Origin of the sequence: Lentisphaera araneosa HTCC2155 (assembly GCF_000170755.1) — a bacterium.
GTDB lineage: Bacteria > Verrucomicrobiota > Lentisphaeria > Lentisphaerales > Lentisphaeraceae > Lentisphaera > Lentisphaera araneosa.
Genome location: NZ_ABCK01000005.1, coordinates 87,406 through 106,726, shown reverse-complemented (window position 1 = coordinate 106,726; position 19,321 = coordinate 87,406). Strand labels below are relative to the sequence as shown.

Annotated in this window: 13 protein-coding genes and 1 pseudogene; 7 read left to right on the top strand and 7 right to left on the bottom strand. The window is 44.0% G+C overall.

All coding sequences use genetic code 11. The features are described from left to right. Window positions 1–292: 292 nt before the first annotated feature. The 4 genes and pseudogenes from LNTAR_RS27895 (at window position 293) to LNTAR_RS06200 (ending at window position 3,069) form a co-directional block, all read left to right on the top strand. The gene (locus tag LNTAR_RS27895) at window positions 293–859 is read left to right on the top strand and encodes a reverse transcriptase family protein (RefSeq protein ID WP_238527724.1); all 567 of its coding nucleotides are present in this window, start codon (window positions 293–295) and stop codon (window positions 857–859) included. Further along, a pseudogene (locus LNTAR_RS27890) lies at window positions 790–1,194 on the top strand (reverse transcriptase domain-containing protein); the annotation flags it as partial. The gene LNTAR_RS27895 and the pseudogene LNTAR_RS27890, both read left to right, overlap by 70 nt. A 15-nt stretch (window positions 1,195–1,209) precedes the next feature. Beyond that, window positions 1,210–1,638, top strand: a complete 429-nt coding sequence (locus LNTAR_RS27885) for a group II intron maturase-specific domain-containing protein (protein WP_337998504.1) — start codon at window positions 1,210–1,212, stop codon at window positions 1,636–1,638. A gap of 18 nt (window positions 1,639–1,656) precedes the next feature. Beyond that, the gene (locus LNTAR_RS06200) at window positions 1,657–3,069 is read left to right on the top strand and encodes an IS1182 family transposase (RefSeq protein WP_007277803.1); all 1,413 of its coding nucleotides are present in this window, start codon (window positions 1,657–1,659) and stop codon (window positions 3,067–3,069) included. Between the two features lie 610 nt (window positions 3,070–3,679). Here the strand turns inward: LNTAR_RS06200 and LNTAR_RS06195 are convergent. Further along, window positions 3,680–4,786 carry a lactonase family protein gene (locus LNTAR_RS06195; protein ID WP_007277802.1) on the bottom strand — a complete coding sequence of 369 codons (1,107 nt, stop codon included), beginning with the start codon at window positions 4,784–4,786 and terminating at the stop codon, window positions 3,680–3,682. Window positions 4,787–4,794: 8 nt separating this feature from the next. Then, window positions 4,795–5,877, bottom strand: a complete 1,083-nt coding sequence (gene alr / locus LNTAR_RS06190) for an alanine racemase (protein ID WP_007277801.1) — start codon at window positions 5,875–5,877, stop codon at window positions 4,795–4,797. A 130-nt stretch (window positions 5,878–6,007) separates the two neighbouring features. On the opposite strand from alr, the gene LNTAR_RS06185 reads away from it, so the two are divergent. Continuing rightward, window positions 6,008–6,682 (top strand): DUF3313 family protein, encoded by a 675-nt coding sequence (locus LNTAR_RS06185; protein ID WP_007277800.1) that lies wholly within the window; start codon window positions 6,008–6,010, stop codon window positions 6,680–6,682. Here the strand turns inward: LNTAR_RS06185 and LNTAR_RS06180 are convergent. Then, window positions 6,679–7,281, bottom strand: a complete 603-nt coding sequence (locus tag LNTAR_RS06180; RefSeq protein ID WP_007277799.1) for an RNA polymerase sigma factor — start codon at window positions 7,279–7,281, stop codon at window positions 6,679–6,681. The two genes, LNTAR_RS06185 and LNTAR_RS06180, sit on opposite strands and share 4 nt — an antisense overlap. A gap of 612 nt (window positions 7,282–7,893) precedes the next feature. Here LNTAR_RS06180 and ltrA point away from each other — a divergent pair. Beyond that, on the top strand, window positions 7,894–9,222 hold the full coding sequence (gene ltrA / locus LNTAR_RS06175; RefSeq protein WP_007277796.1) for a group II intron reverse transcriptase/maturase: 1,329 nt from the start codon (window positions 7,894–7,896) through the stop codon (window positions 9,220–9,222). Window positions 9,223–9,333: 111 nt separating this feature from the next. Here ltrA and LNTAR_RS06170 read toward each other — a convergent pair whose 3' ends face one another. From LNTAR_RS06170 to nirB, 4 genes are read right to left on the bottom strand one after another with little or no spacing between them, the layout of a single operon-like run. Beyond that, window positions 9,334–10,710 carry a rubredoxin gene (locus tag LNTAR_RS06170; protein ID WP_007277795.1) on the bottom strand — a complete coding sequence of 459 codons (1,377 nt, stop codon included), beginning with the start codon at window positions 10,708–10,710 and terminating at the stop codon, window positions 9,334–9,336. Then, the gene (locus tag LNTAR_RS06165) at window positions 10,707–14,213 is read right to left on the bottom strand and encodes a nitrate reductase (protein ID WP_007277794.1); all 3,507 of its coding nucleotides are present in this window, start codon (window positions 14,211–14,213) and stop codon (window positions 10,707–10,709) included. Before LNTAR_RS06165 ends, LNTAR_RS06170 begins: the two co-directional genes overlap by 4 nt. Before the next feature lie 35 nt (window positions 14,214–14,248). Beyond that, the gene (gene nirD / locus LNTAR_RS06160) at window positions 14,249–14,581 is read right to left on the bottom strand and encodes a nitrite reductase small subunit NirD (RefSeq protein ID WP_007277793.1); all 333 of its coding nucleotides are present in this window, start codon (window positions 14,579–14,581) and stop codon (window positions 14,249–14,251) included. 11 nt (window positions 14,582–14,592) lie between these two features. Then, entirely contained in the window at window positions 14,593–17,103 is a 2,511-nt protein-coding gene (gene nirB / locus LNTAR_RS06155) for a nitrite reductase large subunit NirB (protein WP_007277792.1), read from the bottom strand. 356 nt (window positions 17,104–17,459) lie between these two features. Between nirB and ilvD the strand changes: the two genes are divergently transcribed. Continuing rightward, on the top strand, window positions 17,460–19,304 hold the full coding sequence (ilvD, locus tag LNTAR_RS06150) for a dihydroxy-acid dehydratase (protein ID WP_007277791.1): 1,845 nt from the start codon (window positions 17,460–17,462) through the stop codon (window positions 19,302–19,304). Window positions 19,305–19,321: the final 17 nt, after the last annotated feature.

Here is a 19,321-nt window from a genome sequence, read left to right as displayed (position 1 = left end):
GATCGCGTGGCGAAGCTTGGAACGGAATGAAAATAATAATAAGGAGTAATTCTGAAGATCCTTTATGCTGAATATCAGCGAGTAGAAAAGCAGTAGAGGAAGTCTATAGAGTGGTTGGAGACGGAATGCGGTGAAGGTTGTGTGACGTTAATCAGGGAGATCTGCATGTGCAGTGCAATAAGGCATGCAGAAGTCAGAGCTCTCATAGTAGCGAAGAAGGCGGTGAAAGCTGTTAGAGCGAAGGAGAGTAGGAAGATGAAACTGAGAAGAAAAGAATGAAGGAGTGAAACAATTGTCAGAGATGACTAAACATACATGGGAGCACTTAGGGCGCACCGAAGAAATTCGTGCGTGGGCCTCGACTTCAGTCTGGACAGATCAGATGCTGGGAACTCTTGAAACAAGAGTTGAAGGTAAGAAATGGTATAGCTTAATAGATAAAGTAGCGCGAGAAGTAAACCTTATAGAAGCTTGGGAATCTGTTCGTGCAAACGGCGGGAGTCACGGGGTGGATATGGTGAGCTTGGATCGTTACGAATCAGAGCTAGAGCACAATACAAAGCAATTGATGAAGCAACTGCAGGCAGGGACTTACCTGCCACAATGCGTTCGCAGGGTAGAGATCCCAAAAGCAGATGGTAAAACGCGTGCTTTGGGAATACCGACCGTGCGCGATAGAGTTGTTCAGACTGCGCTCAAGAATGTTATTGAACCGATATATGATGTGGATTTTCTACACAAAGTTTTGGTTTTCGTCCGCAACGTGGATGTAAAGATGCGCTTTGGCGTGTTCATCATCTACTTACGCAGGGACAGCTCTACGTCATTGATGCGGATATTCAAAGTTACTTTGATATGATACCGCACGACAAACTCATGGAACGAGTCAAAGAGAAAATAAGCGATGGCAAGACCCTAGATCTTATAGAAGCTTTCCTCAAAGCAGGAATATTTGATGGGATCAAGGAGTGGGATCCCGAGAAAGGGACTCCGCAAGGAGGCGTAATTAGCCCACTACTTGCCAATATTTACCTCAATGAATTCGACCACAGGATGACAGCGGCTGGCTTTGAAATCGTAAGGTATGCGGATGACTTTCTGGTGATGTGTGATAATGCGAAATCGGCTAAGAGGGGCTTGCGCAAAATCAAGCGTTGGATGAAGGCTCATGGTCTGAACCTCCATCCCGATAAAACCCGAATTGCCGACATGAATCAGCAGGATGAGTACTTTGAATTTCTAGGTTATCACTTTGAGCGCTCGAAAAGAACGGGCAGGATAAATAGGTGGCCAAGAAAACAGAGTATGGCTAAAATGAAAGACACTGTGCGAAAGCATACGAGGCGTTGTAACTGGCAATCGGTAGAAGAAATCATTAAAGGTCTCAGGCCTAGTCTCAAAGGTTGGTATGAGTACTTCAAACACTCAAATCGTTGGGCTATGCTCGAAGTTGATGCTTTCTTTCGTCGAAGGTTACGAAGTATTATCGCTAAGTACAATCGTAAGAAAGGTTCACATCGCTTTATAGATAACAGGAAATATACCAAGAAATACTTTGCAGAGCTAGCAGCCTGTCGGACTTATCCTGACTCGAGAAGTGAAATTAGAGGAAGCTGGAGTATTTTGAATAAATGCTAATTCAAGTAGGTTTATTTTATGTCATCCCGGTTCAAATACTTTGATAGAAATACTCCTTTGTTACTACCTCCAAGTCTGAATGACTGGATACCCGAAGATCATATAGTCCACTTTATAATTGATGCAGTGGATCTTGTGCCAGTCGATAAATTCAAGACAAATCCAACAGGCAGTGGTTCCGATCAATTCCATCCTCACTTAATGCTTTCAATATTGATCTATTGTTATGCAACGGGTCGTTTTTCCTCACGAGAAATAGAATGCGCTACTTATTCAGATCTAGCCGTGCGCTACATAGCAGCAGATTTACATCCCGATCATGATACTATCTGTAAATTTCGCAGAGAAAATGGAGTCGCTTTCAAAGAAGCATTTATTCAAGTTTTAGAATTAGCTTCGGAATTAAAAGTTCTTAAGAAATTGGGTGGAGTAAGCGTAGATGGCACAAAGATTAAGGCCAATGCAAGTAAGCATTCGGCCGTGTCGTATAAGAAATCAGGTGAGTTACTTGAGTTGCTTAGCGCAGAAGTTGATGCGTTAACTCAAAAAGCTGAACAGGCCGACTCTAAACCACTTGAAGAAGGCTTGAGCATACCAGAAGAAATCACTCGACGCGAAACCCGTATAGCTAAACTCAAAGATGCGAGAAAAATCATCGAAGAGCGTCATTCCGAAAAGATGAAAGCAAAGCAAGAAGAGTATGAACAGAAACAAAAAACACGACAAACTATTCGTGATAAAGGCGGAAAACCTCGTGGACGTGAACCCAAGCCTCCTCAAGATATACCTGACGATAAAGCGCAAGTAAATTTCACCGATGAAGAAAGTCGTATTATGAAGACATCTTCATCAGGTTTTCAGCAATGCTATAACGCTCAAGCGGCGGTAGATATTGAAGGTAGCATGTTGATTCTCGGTGCCTATGTAACAAATGATCCCAATGACAAACTACAGCTTGATCCAGCCTTGAATAGCATAGATTCCTCCATCAGAGAAGTCAGTGAACTCTTGGCTGATAGTGGTTATTACTCCGAGGGAGCTGTTACAAAAATCGAAAGCGATGAAACCCAAAACACTGAAGTTTATTGTGATGTAGAACGTACGCCTCACGGGCGAACAGTCGCAGACTTAGAAAAGAGAGATGACCTAGAATACTCACCTCAAGGTTTAACTCCAAAAGAAGCTATGCGCCAAAAGCTTCAAACTACACGAGGGAGAGAATGTTATAAGCTGCGTAAACAAACAGTGGAACCAGCCTTTGGTATAATTAAAGAAGTGCTCGGGTTCAGGCAATTTTTCCTGCGAGGTATTGAAAAAGTTAACCTCGAGTGGGACTTACTCAGCATCGCTTATAACCTCAAAAGAATATTTAAACTCACAAAAGGCAATGGCCTGTCGCCGTTCGATAAAAAATTCTTTATTGGAGCCTAAAAAGGCTCTCAGGCACTCTTTTTTATACAGATAAGGTGATTTCTACTCGCTAATTACTTGGTGCTCTGTAAAGACGACTAAACTCATCATTACATGTACATGTTGACGTGATTTGATCGGCTTGATACGCAATATATCTTTTCAGAATTCCGACAGGCTGCTAGGGTTCTTTTCACTGGAAGAGTCTTGGCTATTGGAATCTCAGTCTCTTCGGAGTAAGCATTGACCGGAGAGCCGTATGCGGGAGATCCGCACGTACGGTTCGGAAGGAGGGGAGGCTCCGCAAGGAGCTTTCCCTACCCTTATCCAGTAAAAAATCAAGACGAGCCTGCGAAGCCGATCTGCCAACTGTTCAAAAAGAACAAACTAAAAACTCCTCTTTTCTCTGAGTTCTCCGTGCACTCTGTGGTGAAATAGTTTCTTTAATTATTTATGGGAAAAAAACTTTGTGGCTTGGCGCCTTTGCGAGAGAACTCTAATCCGTTACTATTCTGATAAAACCACCTGTTTATACAGGCAAGCTGCCCGCGATTCCAGGTAAATAATATAAAAAATGCTGAGCGGGTGCTCGGCATTTTTTAGTGTTCGTTAATGCGGGTATGCAAACATATTAGTCAATAAGATTGACGCAGCTAGGGCGACCAATACCTTCGGTTTTAGATTTGTAGGTGAGCATACCCGTTTCAGCATCGAGATCGAATAAAACGATGTTGTCGCTACTTTGGTTGGCCACGAGAGCAAAGTCATCATAGATGCCAAAGTTACGGGGGATTTCTCCCATGGTCGATTCGTTTTTGAGGAACTCGATTTTATCGTAAGCTATTTTGAAGATAGCGAGGCTATTATGACCACGGTTTGAGGCGTAGACGTAATGGCCATTGGGGTGAACGTGAACGTCGGCACAACTATTCCATTCTGTGAAGTCAGTAGGTAAGCAGCGCTTGTTATCCGTTTCTGTGAGCTGACCTTCTTGGTAGATGAATGCGGTAAGAGTGAAATCGAGTTCATTGATCAAGTAAGCGCGTTTGCCATCTGGGTGGAAAGTAAAGTGGCGTGGTCCAGAACCTGGAGCTGATTTATAGTCGAGGTCATGACGATAAATGAGCTTGTTATTAACGACTTGGAAAGCTTGCATGAGGTCACGGCCGAGGTCGGGCATGAAGCCGAATTTACCCTCATTATCAAAAGTAAAGCAGTGAGGATGTGGTGAATTCTGGCGCTTGGGGTTAACCTTGCTACCGCCAGTGAAGCTATATTTTTGCAATTGCTTTTGAATTTCGCCAGATTCGCCGAGCTGGAAGCTTTCAATATAATTGCCACCATAAGCCGTCACCACAAGCAGTGAGCCATGCGCTGCCACATGGCAAAGTTTAGCGGCAGTTTCGAAAGAACTGATTTTCTCTAGAGTGTTTTCTTTCGTATTAAGCTTATAAGCTTCTATAGAATGAACTTGTTCTTTTTTAGCACCTCGAGTCGCACATGAATAGAGTGTGTCATTGTGGTAAACTTGGAAGCCATGACTTTCACCTTCTCCCGCAATCGAAAGTAGTTCGATGTTTTCTCCTGTGGCACAAGTTTTGTAGAGGTGTAGGCCGCCGTTCTTACCGGATCCACCACCAACAAAGTAGCTGCCATGCTTCTCTTGGCTCTTACTCGTGGCGCATGAGCTCGCTAAAACGGTGAGTGAACTGGCTTGGATGAAGGTTCTTCTATTCATGGTTTCTCCTATTTTTTGTATATGCGTTTTATTCTTTGTCCCAAGGAACAAATGATTTCGTAAGTAATGGTACCTTTCCATTTGGCCCATTTTGCAACGGGGATTGCATCGCCTAGGCAGAGAACGGCATCGCCACTCTTTGCGTTAGGACATTGACTGAGATCAATGGTGATGTAATCCATAGATATGCGCCCGATAACGGGGCATTTATGGCCTTGGTATAATACATAGGCCTTTGTGTTAAATGGAAAACCATCGGCATAACCGAGCGCGACGGTTCCCACTAAAGTCGTTTTTTCTAATAGCCATTCTCGTCCATAGCCAATACTCATACCAGCATTTAATTCGCGAACGCGAACGAGGCGCGATGCAAGTGTCAAAATGGGTTCTAGTTGAACTCGTTGAGCACCTTCTAGGTCAAAACATCCATAGAGGTTGAGTCCAGTGCGGACAAAATTAAAAGGAGCTTGGCAGGCTTCGGGGATATTATGAATGCCATCGGAGTTGGCAATGTGGATACGTTTAAATGTATGAGGGCATTGATTTAGGAAATCTTTAAATGCTTCGATTTGTTGGAGTGAGAACTCGCGATCGGAATAAGCAACTGGGAAGTGAGTGTAAACGCCATCGAAGTGAAGTTTCTCGAGTTTTGCAATCTCCGCAAATTCCTCCAAGGCTTGTGCAGCTGGGATGCCGAGTCGTCCCATGCCTGAATCGATAACCAGATGACAAAAGACGCGACGTTCTCCTGCGTGAGCAGAAATGAGCTGGGCGCTTTCCAGTGAACCAATGGGTAAGATGAAATTGTTTCTGATAGCGAGGGGGATTTCCTCGGGAATGATATCGCCAAGGATGAGGATGTCGAGGTCTAAGTCACGTAGATCAAGAGCTTCGTTGAGATCAGCTACGGCAATGATTGTGGCTCCAGATTCTTTGAGTTCAGCGGCGATTTCTTTGGCTCCAAGGCCATAGGCATTGGCTTTTAAAACGGGCATGACTTGAGAGGGCGAGCTCAACTTTTCGAGCTTGTGAAAATTTTCTTTTAAAGCTCTTAAGTCAATGCTTAATGTATTGCGATGCTGATGCGCCAAATGACAACTCCGTATTTATCCTTATTAAAATGACTTTTCATTGAGATTAAACAAGTGCTAAAGAGCATCGTACTAGCCTAAATTACCACTTGAGGTATCTTAATGACGATTTTTAATTTAGGAGTACAAAATGAAATATATTGGGGCCATTTTTATCGCCATTTTCTTATCTGCGTGTGGAACTTCACCTGCAGCACCAACGAGTTTTTTAGAAGACGCTTGGAAAATGGAAGAGGGCAGGAATTTACAATTGGTTTGGAAATCACCAAATGCTCACATCGGTCAGTACACAAAGTTTGCTATGAAACCCATTGGTGTGACATATATGAAGCGTTTGGGTTGGTGGGATAAAAAGAATGCCACATCCTATCAGGAGAACGATGTTTTTCCAGGTTTTGATAATGCCGATAATCGCAAGGTCGCTTCTGATGTCGCTAAGATGTTTGAGCATCAAATGCGTCAAGCTTTTTTAGATGATCCGCAAAAAGATGTTCGCTTTGTACCTCACACTTTCTTGGATAATCAGACACTGCTGATGGAAATTCAAATTATTGAGCTTGTGCCTATTAAAAAATACTTTCCAGCAATGGGCTCAGTCAAAGGTGGGGCCATGGCGATTGAAGGTCAAGTTTTTAATGGTGGAACTGGCGAGATGTTGATGATGTTTAGCGATCGTCGCATTGAAAATAGCCCCAAGCAAGAATTGCAGGGAAAACTGAAACGCTATAGTCACGTGAGGCCCTTGATTCACGACTGGTGTGCCTATTTTGCGCGTTTAGCTAATACGGGTATGAAAGCGAATTAACTGAGTTCGTCGTCCAAGCGACGAATTTCTTTGTAAAGTTTATCTTGAACACGGTTCTTTAATACATAGGCCGTGTTCTTTTTTATGTCGAGATCAAGACAAATTTGCTCGATCTCTTTACCTTCACTAAAAGCGAGAAAAACCTGGGCAGCTTTGCCTTTGAAATCGTCCTTGATGTTCTCCCATGCCAAGTTAGAGACATGAAGTTTCCATTCTTTTTCAGCCATGTTGTAGACTTCGGGTTCGCTTTGCTCGGGGTCTTCTTCATTGAGACGAATTGACGCGGCGCGATCCAGGTCGTTTTTGTAACGTTTTTGTTTGCGGAAATAAGCAATCACTGTGTTGCGAGTGATTTGGTTCATCCAAGTCCTGAACTTGCATTTGTTGGGCTCGTACTCAAAGGAGGGGAGTTTTTCCCAAAGGGCGAGTAAGACGCGTTGCACTAAATCTTCCACATCCTGATTATTAACTCCCATCTTGGCGATCACCACGTAAATGTAACGTTGGTAAAAATAGACGAAATCTTCCCATGAATGATCATCGTGCTGATTGCGTATTTTGGCGATTAAAGTGTGACGGGTGTTATAATCTGAACTCATTGCTACTCCTAAAACGTTGTCCTAATATGGTGCTTCTTTTTAGCTGAGCAACAATTTATTAATGACTTTATGAGTTTTTCTTAGAAAAGAGGAATGAAATATTTTTCAGGAAATGCGGGCAAGATGCCCGCGCTCGTGCGCCTGAGAGCGCACACAATCAGTGAGGTGAAAGTCCTCATCAACAAAGGCTGATTATGTTGTAGTCGAACCTAACTGCGTTGTCGTGAGGCGGGGTGGAGAGCAAGGCAAGGCGAAGCAGCAGTCCGTAGGATGACGAACTCGATTCGGCTTTATAGTACTAGCGAGCCTGCGATCGCGTGGCGAAGCTTGGAACGGAATGAAAATAATAATAAGGAGTAATTCTGAAGATCCTTTATGCTGAATATCAGCGAGTAGAAAAGCAGTAGAGGAAGTCTATAGAGTGGTTGGAGACGGAATGCGGTGAAGGTTGTGTGACGTTAATTAGGGAGATCTGCATGTGCAGTGCAATAAGGCATGCAGGAGTCAGAGCTCTCATAGTAGCGAAGAAGGCGGTGAAAGCTGTTAGAGCGAAGGAGAGTAGGAAGATGAAACTGAGAAGAAAAGAATGAAGGAGTGAAACAATTGTCAGAGATGACTAAACATACATGGGAGCACTTAGGGCGCACCGAAGAAATTCGTGCGTGGGCCTCGACTTCAGTCTGGACAGATCAGATGCTGGGAACTCTTGAAACAAGAGTTGAAGGTAAGAAATGGTATAGCTTAATAGATAAAGTAGCGCGAGAAGTAAACCTTATAGAAGCTTGGGAATCTGTTCGTGCAAACGGCGGGAGTCACGGGGTGGATATGGTGAGCTTGGATCGTTACGAATCAGAGCTAGAGCACAATACAAAGCAATTGATGAAGCAACTGCAGGCAGGGACTTACCTACCACAATGCGTTCGCAGGGTAGAGATCCCAAAAGCAGATGGTAAAACGCGTGCTTTGGGAATACCGACCGTGCGCGATAGAGTTGTTCAGACTGCGCTCAAGAATGTTATTGAACCGATATATGATGTGGATTTTTCTACACAAAGTTTTGGTTTTCGTCCGCAACGTGGATGTAAAGATGCGCTTCGGCGTGTTCATCATCTACTTACGCAGGGACAGCTCTACGTCATTGATGCGGATATTCAAAGTTACTTTGATATGATACCGCACGACAAACTCATGGAACGAGTCAAAGAGAAAATAAGCGATGGCAAGACCCTAGATCTTATAGAAGCTTTCCTCAAAGCAGGAATATTTGATGGGATCAAGGAGTGGGATCCCGAGAAAGGGACTCCGCAAGGAGGCGTAATTAGCCCACTACTTGCCAATATTTACCTCAATGAATTCGACCACAGGATGACAGCGGCTGGCTTTGAAATCGTAAGGTATGCGGATGACTTTCTGGTGGTGTGTAATAATGCGAAATCGGCTAAGAGGGGCTTGCGCAAAATCAAGCGTTGGATGAAGGCTCATGGTCTGAACCTCCATCCCGATAAAACCCGAATTGCCGACATGAATCAGCAGGATGAGTACTTTGAATTTCTAGGTTATCACTTTGAGCGCTCGAAAAGAACGGGCAGGATAAATAGGTGGCCAAGAAAACAGAGTATGGCTAAAATGAAAGACACTGTGCGAAAGCATACGAGGCGTTGTAACTGGCAATCGGTAGAAGAAATCATTAAAGGTCTCAGGCCTAGTCTCAAAGGTTGGTATGAGTACTTCAAACACTCAAATCGTTGGGCTATGCTCGAAGTTGATGCTTTCTTTCGTCGAAGGTTACGAAGTATTATCGCTAAGTACAATCGTAAGAAAGGTTCACATCGCTTTATAGATAACAGGAAATATACCAAGAAATACTTTGCAGAGCTAGGGTTCTTTTCACTGGAAGAGGCTTGGCTATTGGAATCTCAGTCTCTTCGGAGTAAGCATTGACCGGAGAGCCGTATGCGGGAGATCCGCACGTACGGTTCGGAAGGAGGGGAGGCTCCGCAAGGAGCTTTCCCTACCCTTATCCAGCTTGGTTCTGAGACCTGAGACCTTATGTTATATGGGCTGGAACTTTAATTTGGAGCATTCACATAAGTTGCAGACCCAAGACTTGGGTAAGTCCATGAAGTCAGTTCCTGGAGAAATACCGTTTTGAGGATCACCTGCATTTTTGTGATATTCACTGAGGCAATCAGGGCATTGATATTGCTCGGGTTGATTATCCTCTAAACTAATGGGCTGGATTCTTACACCTGCGGAATCGATTTTACGTGTATGGAATTGCTGTTGCAAATCTCTCAAACAAGTAAGGAGTTCATCGAAATTAAGGTTCTTGCCTGCAGTTTTAAAGCCTGAATGCCGATAGTCAAAACTTGGCTTATAAATGACTCTACAAGAAAGACTCATGAAGTTCTTTGAGGTATTAATGATAATGGGGGCGCCACAATCTGAATCTCGTGGATCAATGGCAATATTGAGGCCATGGCAAGCGAAACCTTCGTGATTGAGTTCCTGAATGACTTGCTCTTTTAACTTGATCGAATTGGACTTGTGTGAAGGCACAATCCAAGCTAAATCCTGTTCAGAATGACGAATACTAATGTTATGGCGTCCGAGTAGAGCTTCCCAGGAATGGAGATCTTTTTTACTGATATGCTTCATCAGTAATGAACGTCCAGCCGTCACATAAAGCCTATTGAGATCATGTTCTTTTGCGAGATTCGCAAAATCGCGGATGAACTCTTTTTTCCAAGGTTTGTGGTTAGAGAAGATGTTGAGGGCAAGACGACCATTTTTCATGGGGGTGAAACCTTCAAAATCCCTATTCTGAAGTGGTGGCAAGATGAGGTCAGCACTCTTGTTTTCATTGAGGGGTAGCGAGGCTTCAAGGAGTTCAGCTAAATGATGCGAAGTAATGAATTGATCGTTAGCAATAAAGTCCTGCATGGCCTGGACGGCAGGTGCCACTTGAGTCGTTTTGAATAAGTGTGGGAGTAAAACACGCTCTTGGTTCAGCATGATAACTAAATGCCAAAGACCTTCGATATTTGAGGCGATAAAATTAAGCTTACTCGAAAAGAGGGGGAACATGCTCTGCTGAAAACTGCAGATACTGACAGAGAGTGTTGGCTTAAAAGTAAACGAATCAAAAATAGTCTGATAATCTTCATTAATGTAAGCCCAGTCATTTTTTTCGAGATCAATGCCACCAGAAGCATGCGAACAAATGATATTGGGATGCACGAGGGGCACGGGGTCTACATTAACGCGTCTAGAAAGCTCTTGTGGAGTACCAGGATAATCAATGAGGATATTTTGACGGCGTCCCAAAATGAAGCCGTCGACTCCTTCGGGTTCGACTAATTTGAGCAGGTCATTAGGAGTAAGCATGCCGCCAGGAGCATTAATCGTGAGTAAATTTTTCATATTCATGATTGAACCTCTTCGGCTTTATTGGCAATGTTTTTCATAAGTATTTTTTTAACTTCAGGTCGGCAAGAACCACAGCCAGTACCTGCACCTGATTTTGTGCAGAGTTCTTGAAAGTTACAGCAGCCTTCGTTAATAAGGTTTTCTATGTTGCCTTCACCGACATTATTACATGAGCAGACAACTTTGCCTATTGGTGGCTCGGCGGGTTCTGCACTTCCTTTGAGTAGTGGGAGGCGTTGATCAGCGAGTTCAATCTCCTGCTCAATCAAATCTTTAAAGTGGTTGAATTCAGATTTGTCACCAATGAGGATGGCGCCAATAAGCACGTCGTTACGCAAGATACATTTTTTATAATAATTTTTGCGACGGTCAATTAAAGTGATTTCGTCGTACTCAGGTCCTTCAGGTTTGCGAACTTGACCCAAAGAAGCGAGTTGGAGATCTTTGAGTTTGAGAATGTTGAAACTCAGTGAACCCTTGTAAGTCGCCCAGCGGTCACCATTGAGGTAGGCGGCAACGATACGTGCTTGGTCTTGAGCTGAAGGAGTCGTGCCGTAAGTTTTATTGCGGTGTTGAGCAATTTCACCCATGGCAAAAATTTTTGGATCGGAACTTAAGAGTTGATCATTGACCATGATGCCACGATCACATTTGAGTCCTGCTTCTTGGCCAATTTCAATATTGGGTTTTATGCCAGCAGCAAAGAAGAGCGCATCACAGGCAAGTTTTTTACCCGATTTGAGTTCAATAGCTTTTAAGTGTGTGTCCCCCTCAAAGCTTGCGACTTCATCATTATAGACAATTTCGATGTTGCGGTTGATGATTTCGTCGTGGAGAATATCACTACCCATATCATCGAGTTGGCCACGCATAAGGCGAGAAGAGCGTTGGATAATAGTGACTTCGACTCCGAGTGAAGCGAGTGATCCCGCGAGTTCGAGGCCGAGTAAACCACCACCAATAATGACGGCTTTACCACCATCTTTGAGATAAGATTTGATACGATCGGCATCACGTCTGGTACGCAAGCCAAAGAATCCCTGCATATTATCGGGAGTTTTCATGGTTTGAGTGGGACGACTTCCCGTCGCTAAAATGAGCGTGTCGTAGTTATGAGAAGTCCCTTTGCTATCCGTAATGGTTTGCTGCTCACGAGAGATTTGCTCAATGGCAGTACCTTCGTGATACGTGACTTTGAGTTTTTCCAATTCCTGAGTTTCAGAAAGAAGAATAGCTTCCCAACTTTTTTCATTGTTGATGTAATCGGGGAGCATGACGCGATTATAAAAGAGGTGAGGTTCGCGACCAAAGACGTGGATTTCATCTTCTTGATTGATTTTTCTGTAAGAGTGAATGAATTCAAGTGCAGCGGCACCGGCACCCACAAGAACAATCTTACGCTTCTTCTTGGCTAAAGCTTGCACGCGAACGGCCGAATATTTGAAGTCGGGTTCTTTGGAAATAGGATCAACCAAATCGGACGTGAGGTTATTGGCACGAGCTTGTTTGGAACCGTTGATATAACCCCAGTGCATGGGAAGAAAGACGGTGCCTGGACGAATTGAATCAGTTACTTGGCAGGCGATAATTGACTTAGAACGACGACTGGTGACTTCGACATTTTCTCCGTCAATAATGCCGAGTTCAAGAGCATCATTAGGGTGGATCTCAAGCTTAGGAGCAGGAATGTGTTGATTAAGGCGTTGGACTTTTCCTGTACGCGTCATGGTATGCCACTGATCGCGAATACGCCCCGTTGTAAGAACCAGAGGGAAATCAGAATTCGTTTTTTCCGATTGGTGAGGAGCTTCCACCACATGAAGATTGGCGCGTTTGTCGGAAGTGAAAAATTTAAAGTCCTCGAAGAGGCGTATTGTACCCGGGTGATCTGTGCTTGGACAAGGCCATTGGATGGAATTTTTCTTTAAACGCTCATAAGAAACACCACAGATGTCGATGTTGGTTCCGCGGGTTAATTCCCTATGCTCGTTGAAAATAGCTTCGGCATTAGGGTAAGTGAAGGCATCTTCAAAACCCATTTTTTGCGCAAAGTGCATGAGGATGTCGACATCGGGGCGAGCATTACCTGGAGCCTCAATGAGTTTGGGCACATAGGAAATACGACGCTCAGAGTTGGTCATGGTGCCTTCTTTTTCAGCCCAGCCAGCGGCGGGGAGAATCATGTCGGCATATTTGAGTGTGTCGGATTTCGATGAGATATCGGACACCATGACAAACTTGGCATTTTTGTAAGCGCGTTCAACTTTTTCGAGATCGGGTAAACTAACCACAGGGTTGGTACAAATGACCCAAATCGCCTTCAGGCGACCGTCGTCGAGTGCATCAACCATTTCCGTAGCAGTTAAACCCGGCTGAGAAGAAACCGACCCGCAACCCCAGTAATTGGCGACTTTATTACAATGATCAGGGTTAGCAAGGTCGTGATGGGCTGCTAACAGGTTGGCGAGGCCGCCGACTTCGCGACCCCCCATGGCATTGGGTTGACCAGTGAGTGAAAATGGACCACTCCCAGCTTTGCCAATGCGACCTGTTAGTAAGTTGAGGTTGATGAGAGCTAAATTCTTGTTAGTTCCAATGGAACTTTGATTCAAACCCATGGTCCACATAGAGAGTAAGGTTTTGGATTTAGCAATCATTTTTGCGGCTTGTTCAATTAAATTGAGTTCAAGGCCACAGGCTTGTGCAGATTCAATAAGATCCACATCTTTAAGAAATTCGAGTAGTTGATGTCCACCATTACAATGAGACTCTAAGAAATGGTAATCCACCGCACCATATTGTATGAGAAGTTTTGCGATGGCGTTAAAGAGGTAGACATCTGTGCCGGGGATAAGGGGCAGATGCAGGTCTGCCATTTCAGCACTTTGAGTTTTACGAGGATCGACAACAATAATTTTTGCGTCGGGAAATTGTTCTTTTCTTTTCTCTATGCGACGGAAGAGGATGGGGTGACACCAGGCTGGGTTTGCACCAGCGATAAAGAAACAGTCACTGTTTTCGATGTCGTCATAGGAAATGGGAGGCGCATCATCGCCAATTGTTTTTTTGTATCCAACAACAGCTGAGCTCATGCACAGGCGTGAGTTAGTGTCGATGTTATTTGTGCCGAGAAAGCCTTTGGTGAGCTTGTTGGCCAAGTAGTACTCTTCTGTTAAGAGTTGACCAGATACGTAAAGGCCAACTGAGTTTGGACCGTACTTCTTTATGATAGACTTAAAGACTGCTGCAGCTCGTGTCATGGCCTGATCCCAGCTTACATTTTGTAAGGGGTGGTGTTTGGCAGTGCGCATTTGCGGTTCTAGCAAACGGTCACTCTTGTCCATGACAGTGTTGTGAAGGTTCATGCCCTTGGAGCAGAGCATTCCCGTGTTCACGGGGTAATGCTCATTACCTTTGAGCGAAAGAAAACTGTCCTTGTCTTTGCTTAAAGAAATACCACATCCAACTCCGCAATAAGAGCAGGTTGTTTTACAGTTTTTCATTCTTTATCACATTGGGCGCTCAGCGCCCTTTAAGTTTAGACTTCTACTAGGATTAGGTCGTTTTCAAGCTTAACGGGGTAAGTCTTGATATTGTCGCAATCCTTATTGTCGCTCATGAGTTGGCCATCTTTAAGGCTAAAAGAACGTTTGTGTAAAGGACAGATAACTGTGGGTTTTTCAAAGTCTCCGCCAACTAAACCTCTGGATAAAACCATACGTTTTTGGTGAGGGCATAAGTTTTGGACGGCGTACCAATTTCCATCTGTAAGATGATAGATAGCGATTTGCTTGTCATTAACTTTTACGTTTGTCCCTAAATCTTGGGGGAAGTCAGCGGTTTTTCCTACGGGGTGCCATTGAGTGTACATATTGATTTTCCTTAAATTGTGACCTTGAGTTTTTCTTCTTCGTTTGCGGGGCGAATTTGATCGCGTTCGAGTACGAATTCAACTGTTTCGTCTTGTGCTTCTGAGTTGTTAAAGTGAGTGAAACGCTTCATTTTTTCTTCATCATTAATTGTATTTTTCCATTCACATTCATAAGTGTTAACCACGTGCTGCATTTGAGCTTCGAGTTCTTCGTTGATTCCTAAGGAATCATTGATGACAACATCTTTGAGGAAGTCTAGGCCGCCTTCGAGTTTGGTCATCCAAGTTGAAGTACGTTCGAGACGTTCAGCCGTTTTGACGTAATACATCAGGAAGCGGTCAATATATTTAATCAGCGTTTCTTCATCGAGGTCAGCAGCGAGTAGGTCTGCGTGACGTGGCTTCATGCCGCCATTACCGCAAACGTAGAGGTTCCAACCTTTTTCTGTGGCAATGATACCAAAGTCTTTACTCTGTGCTTCGGCACATTCACGAGTACAGCCAGAAACGGCTGACTTGAGTTTGTGCGGAGAGCGCAAACCGCGGTAACGTTCTTCAACGCGAATAGCGAGAGAAGTAGAATCACCCACACCGTAACGGCACCAAGTTTCACCAACACAAGATTTTACTGTTCTGAGTGATTTACCGTAAGCGTGACCTGATTCGAAACCAGCATCTACGAGGATTTGCCAAATTTTAGGGAGATCATTGAGACGTGCACCGAGAAGGTCAACGCGTTGGCCACCAGTAATCTTTGTGTAGAGATTGAAGTCTTTAGCAACTTGGCCAATGACGATGAGTTTATCAGGAGTGATTTCGCCACCTGGGATACGTGGGATGACTGAGTACGTCCCATCTTTCTGAATGTTGGCTAAGTAGATGTCGTTGGTGTCTTGAAGTGGAGCATGCTCAAGGATAGGGCGATTGAATACTGAAGCAAAAATAGAAGCGGCAGTGGGTTTGCAGACTTCGCAACCAATACCCTTACCGTGTTTAGCAAGAAGTGTGGCGTAGTTATCAATACCCGTTTTACGAACGAGGTCATACATTTCTGAACGAGACATATCAAAGTGATCGCAGAGAGCGTTAGAAACTTCAACGCCTGATTCTGCCATTTGATGCTTAAAGAGGTCTGTGAGAAGTGGCATACATCCACCGCAACCTGTACCAGCTTTTGTGCAAGATTTAAGTTCGCCAACGCTGCAAGAACCTTCGTCAATCGCTTTGCAGATGTCGCCTTTTGTCACATTTTCACATGAACAAATCTGTGCTGTATCAGGAAGGTCACCAATACCAATACCCGTTTGAGCATCGTCATTTGCAGGAAGGATGAGAGCCATTGGATCCTCAGGAAGCTTCATGCCATTTTGGTAGATCTGAAGGAGAGTACCGTATTCTTCGGCATCACCTACAAGAACCCCGCCTAAAAGTTTTTCGCCATCTTCAGAAACGACGATTTTTTTGTAAACACCTGAGTGTGGGTTGTTGAATTTTAAATGTTTAACCGCTACACCTTGTGGGTCAATATCACCAAAACTTGCTACGTCTGTACCGAGCAGTTTGAGTTTTGTTGACATGTCAGCGCCCGTGAATTCAGCATCGCGACCAAGGAGCTGTTCGGCTACAGCATCAGCCATAGTATAACCAGGTGCGACGAGGCCATAAATCATGTTGTTGTAAAGAGCACATTCTCCGATAGCATAAATATCTTCATCAGAAGTTTTCAGCTGATCGTTGACGAGGATGCCGCCGCGTGGGCCGAGTGTGAGGCCTGCTTCACGCGCAATTTCGTCACGAGGGCGGATACCTGCGGAGACAATAATCATTTCGGTTTCAAGAGAGGTGTCATCGGCAAATTCCATGCCCGTTACTTTGCCTTCGCCGGCGATGTTTGATGTAGCCTTACTGCAGTTAACTTTAATGCCGAGGTCTTCGATAAGATTTTTCAGCATTTCACCGCCTTCTTCATCAAGCTGTCTAGGCATGAGACGCGGAGCAAATTCAACAACTTCAGTTTTAAGGCCCATATCTTGCGCCGCTTTGGCTGCTTCAAGGCCAAGTAGACCGCCACCGATAACGGCACAAGTGTCTACTTTTTTAGAGTATTCAAGCATTTGATCGAGGTCTTCAATTGTTCTGTAAACAAAAACACCTTCCTTATCAATACCTGGTACTGGAGGAACAAAAGCATCTGAGCCCGTAGCGAGGATGAGTTTGTCGTAAGGGATAGTTAAGCCTTTTGAAGATGTGACGAGTTTAGCTTTGCGATCAATAATCGTCGCTTTATCACCGAGGTGAAGTGTGATGCCATTTTCTTCGTACCACTCGATTTTTGCCATAAGAAGATCATCAGCAGTCTTCCCATCAAAGTAGGAAGAGAGGTGGACTCGGTCATAAGCGGGGCGAGGTTCTTCGCAGAAGCTCGTGATTTGAAATTTCTTTTGAGTGTCTTTTTCGAGGAGTCGTTCACAAAATTTGTAACCGACCATGCCATTACCAATAACAACAATTTGTTCTTTCATTTTTATTTACCTAAAGTTCTAATCATTACAATTATGTAAATGATTTCATTATTCTTTCAATCTGCGTCTCAAATGTACGTATTGAGGCTTCTTTTCCAAGTCAAAATTTAGCAAAAAGGGCATTTAAGTCGTTAAAACAACGTAAAAAATGAATTAAAATATATTTATTACAAAAATGTAACCTAAAATAGGTTTTTTCAAAATAGGTGTGTTTTTGACTTAATTAGATTCTGAAGGTACAATTTGCTGATAAACTCTTTAATTAGGTAAAAAATGATTGTTGTGAATTGAGTATGTCATAAGGCGCGATAAAATAGGGGCAATTTTAAAGCATATTATATATAAGGTATTAAGACATGGGTAATTATCGCTCGAAAGCAACGACTGAAGGTCGTAATATGGCAGGGGCTCGCGCTCTCTGGCGTGCAACTGGAATGACAGATGAAGATTTTGGTAAACCAATTATTGCGGTTGTAAATTCTTTTACTCAATTTGTTCCAGGTCACGTTCACTTAAAGGATATGGGCCAATTAGTTGCCAGAGAAATCGAAAAGCACGGTGGTGTGGCGAAAGAATTTAATACGATTGCGATTGATGATGGTATTGCGATGGGTCACGACGGCATGCTTTACAGTTTGCCTTCTCGTGAAATCATTGCTGACTCGGTTGAGTACATGGTGAATGGTCACAAAGCTGATGCCATCGTTTGTATTTCTAACTGCGATAAAATTACTCCTGGTATGTTAATGGCGGCAATGCGTTTAAATATCCCAGCTGTCTTTGTTTCTGGTGGCCCCATGGAAGCGGGTAAAACTAAACTGGCCGATGGAACAACTCGAGCCACAGACTTGGTTGATGCGATGATTGCAGGTGCAGACCGCAACGTAAGTGATGAAGATGCCGAGAACTATGAGCGTTCTGCGTGTCCAACTTGTGGTTCTTGTTCTGGTATGTTTACCGCAAACTCAATGAACTGTTTGACTGAAGCTCTCGGTCTTTCGCTTCCAGGTAATGGTTCGACTTTAGCAACTCATGCTGACCGTAAGCAACTCTTCTTGAGAGCAGGTCAACTCATCGTTGAAAATTCTAAACGTTATTACGAAAAATTTGACGATTCAGTCTTGCCTCGTTCAATTGCGACTGTTGAAGCTTTTGAAAATGCTATGACACTCGATATTGCTATGGGTGGTTCTACAAATACTGTATTGCACATCTTGGCAGCAGCCCAAGAGGGTGGCATCGATTTCACAATGAAAGACATTGACCGTCTGTCTCGCCAAGTGCCAAACCTTTGTAAAGTGGCACCTTCAGTACAGCATTACCACATGGAAGATGTTCACAGAGCTGGCGGTATTTTTGGTCTCTTAGGTGAATTGGATCGTGCAGGTCTCTTAAAAACTGACTTAAGCACAGTTCACAGTCCCACGATGGCTGATGCGCTTAAGAAATATGATATTGTTCAAAGCGATGACGCGGAAGTAAGAGAGTTCTTTAGAGCAGGCCCTGCGGGCGTTCCAACTCAGACAGCTTTTAGTCAAGATTGTCGCTACGATTCCGTTGATGATGACCGTGAAAACGGTTGTATTCGCAACAAGGAAAATGCTTACTCTCAAGATGGCGGTTTAGCGGTTCTCTATGGTAACTTAGCTGAAGATGGCTGCATTGTAAAAACTGCGGGTGTTGATGAGTCGATCTTGAAATTTAATGGTCCTGCAAGAGTTTTTGAAAGCCAAGATGCTGCGGTTGCCGCAATTTTAGGTGATAAAGTTGTCGAAGGCGATGTGGTCATTATTCGTTATGAAGGTCCTAAGGGCGGTCCTGGTATGCAGGAAATGCTCTATCCAACGACTTACCTCAAGTCACGTGGACTTGGTGCGGCCTGTGCTTTGATTACTGATGGACGTTTCTCTGGCGGCACTTCAGGTCTCTCGATTGGTCACGTTTCTCCTGAGGCAGCTTCAGGTGGAGCTATTGGACTTGTTGCAGAAGGTGACATGATCAAGATTGATATTCCTAACCGCATCATTGCGATTGATATTTCTGATGAAGAATTGGCTTCGCGTCGCGCAGCTATGGAAGCATCGGAAAAGCCTTGGCAGCCAATTAACAGAAAGCGTACAATCTCCAAAGCTCTTAAAGCTTATGGAGCCATGGCGACTTCTGCAGATAAGGGTGCCGTAAGGGACGTTGACTGGTTCTAATTTTAGGACTCAGTTAA

What these genes read in the sequence shown, in the direction of transcription:
- LNTAR_RS06195 (WP_007277802.1), bottom strand. Translation starts at nt 4,786, where the DNA reads ATGAATAGAAGAACCTTCATCCAAGCCAGTTCACTCACCGTTTTAGCG.
- ilvD (WP_007277791.1), top strand. Translation starts at nt 17,460, where the DNA reads ATGGGTAATTATCGCTCGAAAGCAACGACTGAAGGTCGTAATATGGCA.
- LNTAR_RS06170 (WP_007277795.1), bottom strand. Translation starts at nt 10,710, where the DNA reads ATGAATATGAAAAATTTACTCACGATTAATGCTCCTGGCGGCATGCTT.
- nirB (WP_007277792.1), bottom strand. Translation starts at nt 17,103, where the DNA reads ATGAAAGAACAAATTGTTGTTATTGGTAATGGCATGGTCGGTTACAAA.
- LNTAR_RS06180 (WP_007277799.1), bottom strand. Translation starts at nt 7,281, where the DNA reads ATGAGTTCAGATTATAACACCCGTCACACTTTAATCGCCAAAATACGC.
- LNTAR_RS27885 (WP_337998504.1), top strand. Translation starts at nt 1,210, where the DNA reads ATGAATCAGCAGGATGAGTACTTTGAATTTCTAGGTTATCACTTTGAG.
- LNTAR_RS06165 (WP_007277794.1), bottom strand. Translation starts at nt 14,213, where the DNA reads ATGAAAAACTGTAAAACAACCTGCTCTTATTGCGGAGTTGGATGTGGT.
- nirD (WP_007277793.1), bottom strand. Translation starts at nt 14,581, where the DNA reads ATGTACACTCAATGGCACCCCGTAGGAAAAACCGCTGACTTCCCCCAA.
- ltrA (WP_007277796.1), top strand. Translation starts at nt 7,894, where the DNA reads ATGACTAAACATACATGGGAGCACTTAGGGCGCACCGAAGAAATTCGT.
- LNTAR_RS06185 (WP_007277800.1), top strand. Translation starts at nt 6,008, where the DNA reads ATGAAATATATTGGGGCCATTTTTATCGCCATTTTCTTATCTGCGTGT.
- LNTAR_RS06200 (WP_007277803.1), top strand. Translation starts at nt 1,657, where the DNA reads ATGTCATCCCGGTTCAAATACTTTGATAGAAATACTCCTTTGTTACTA.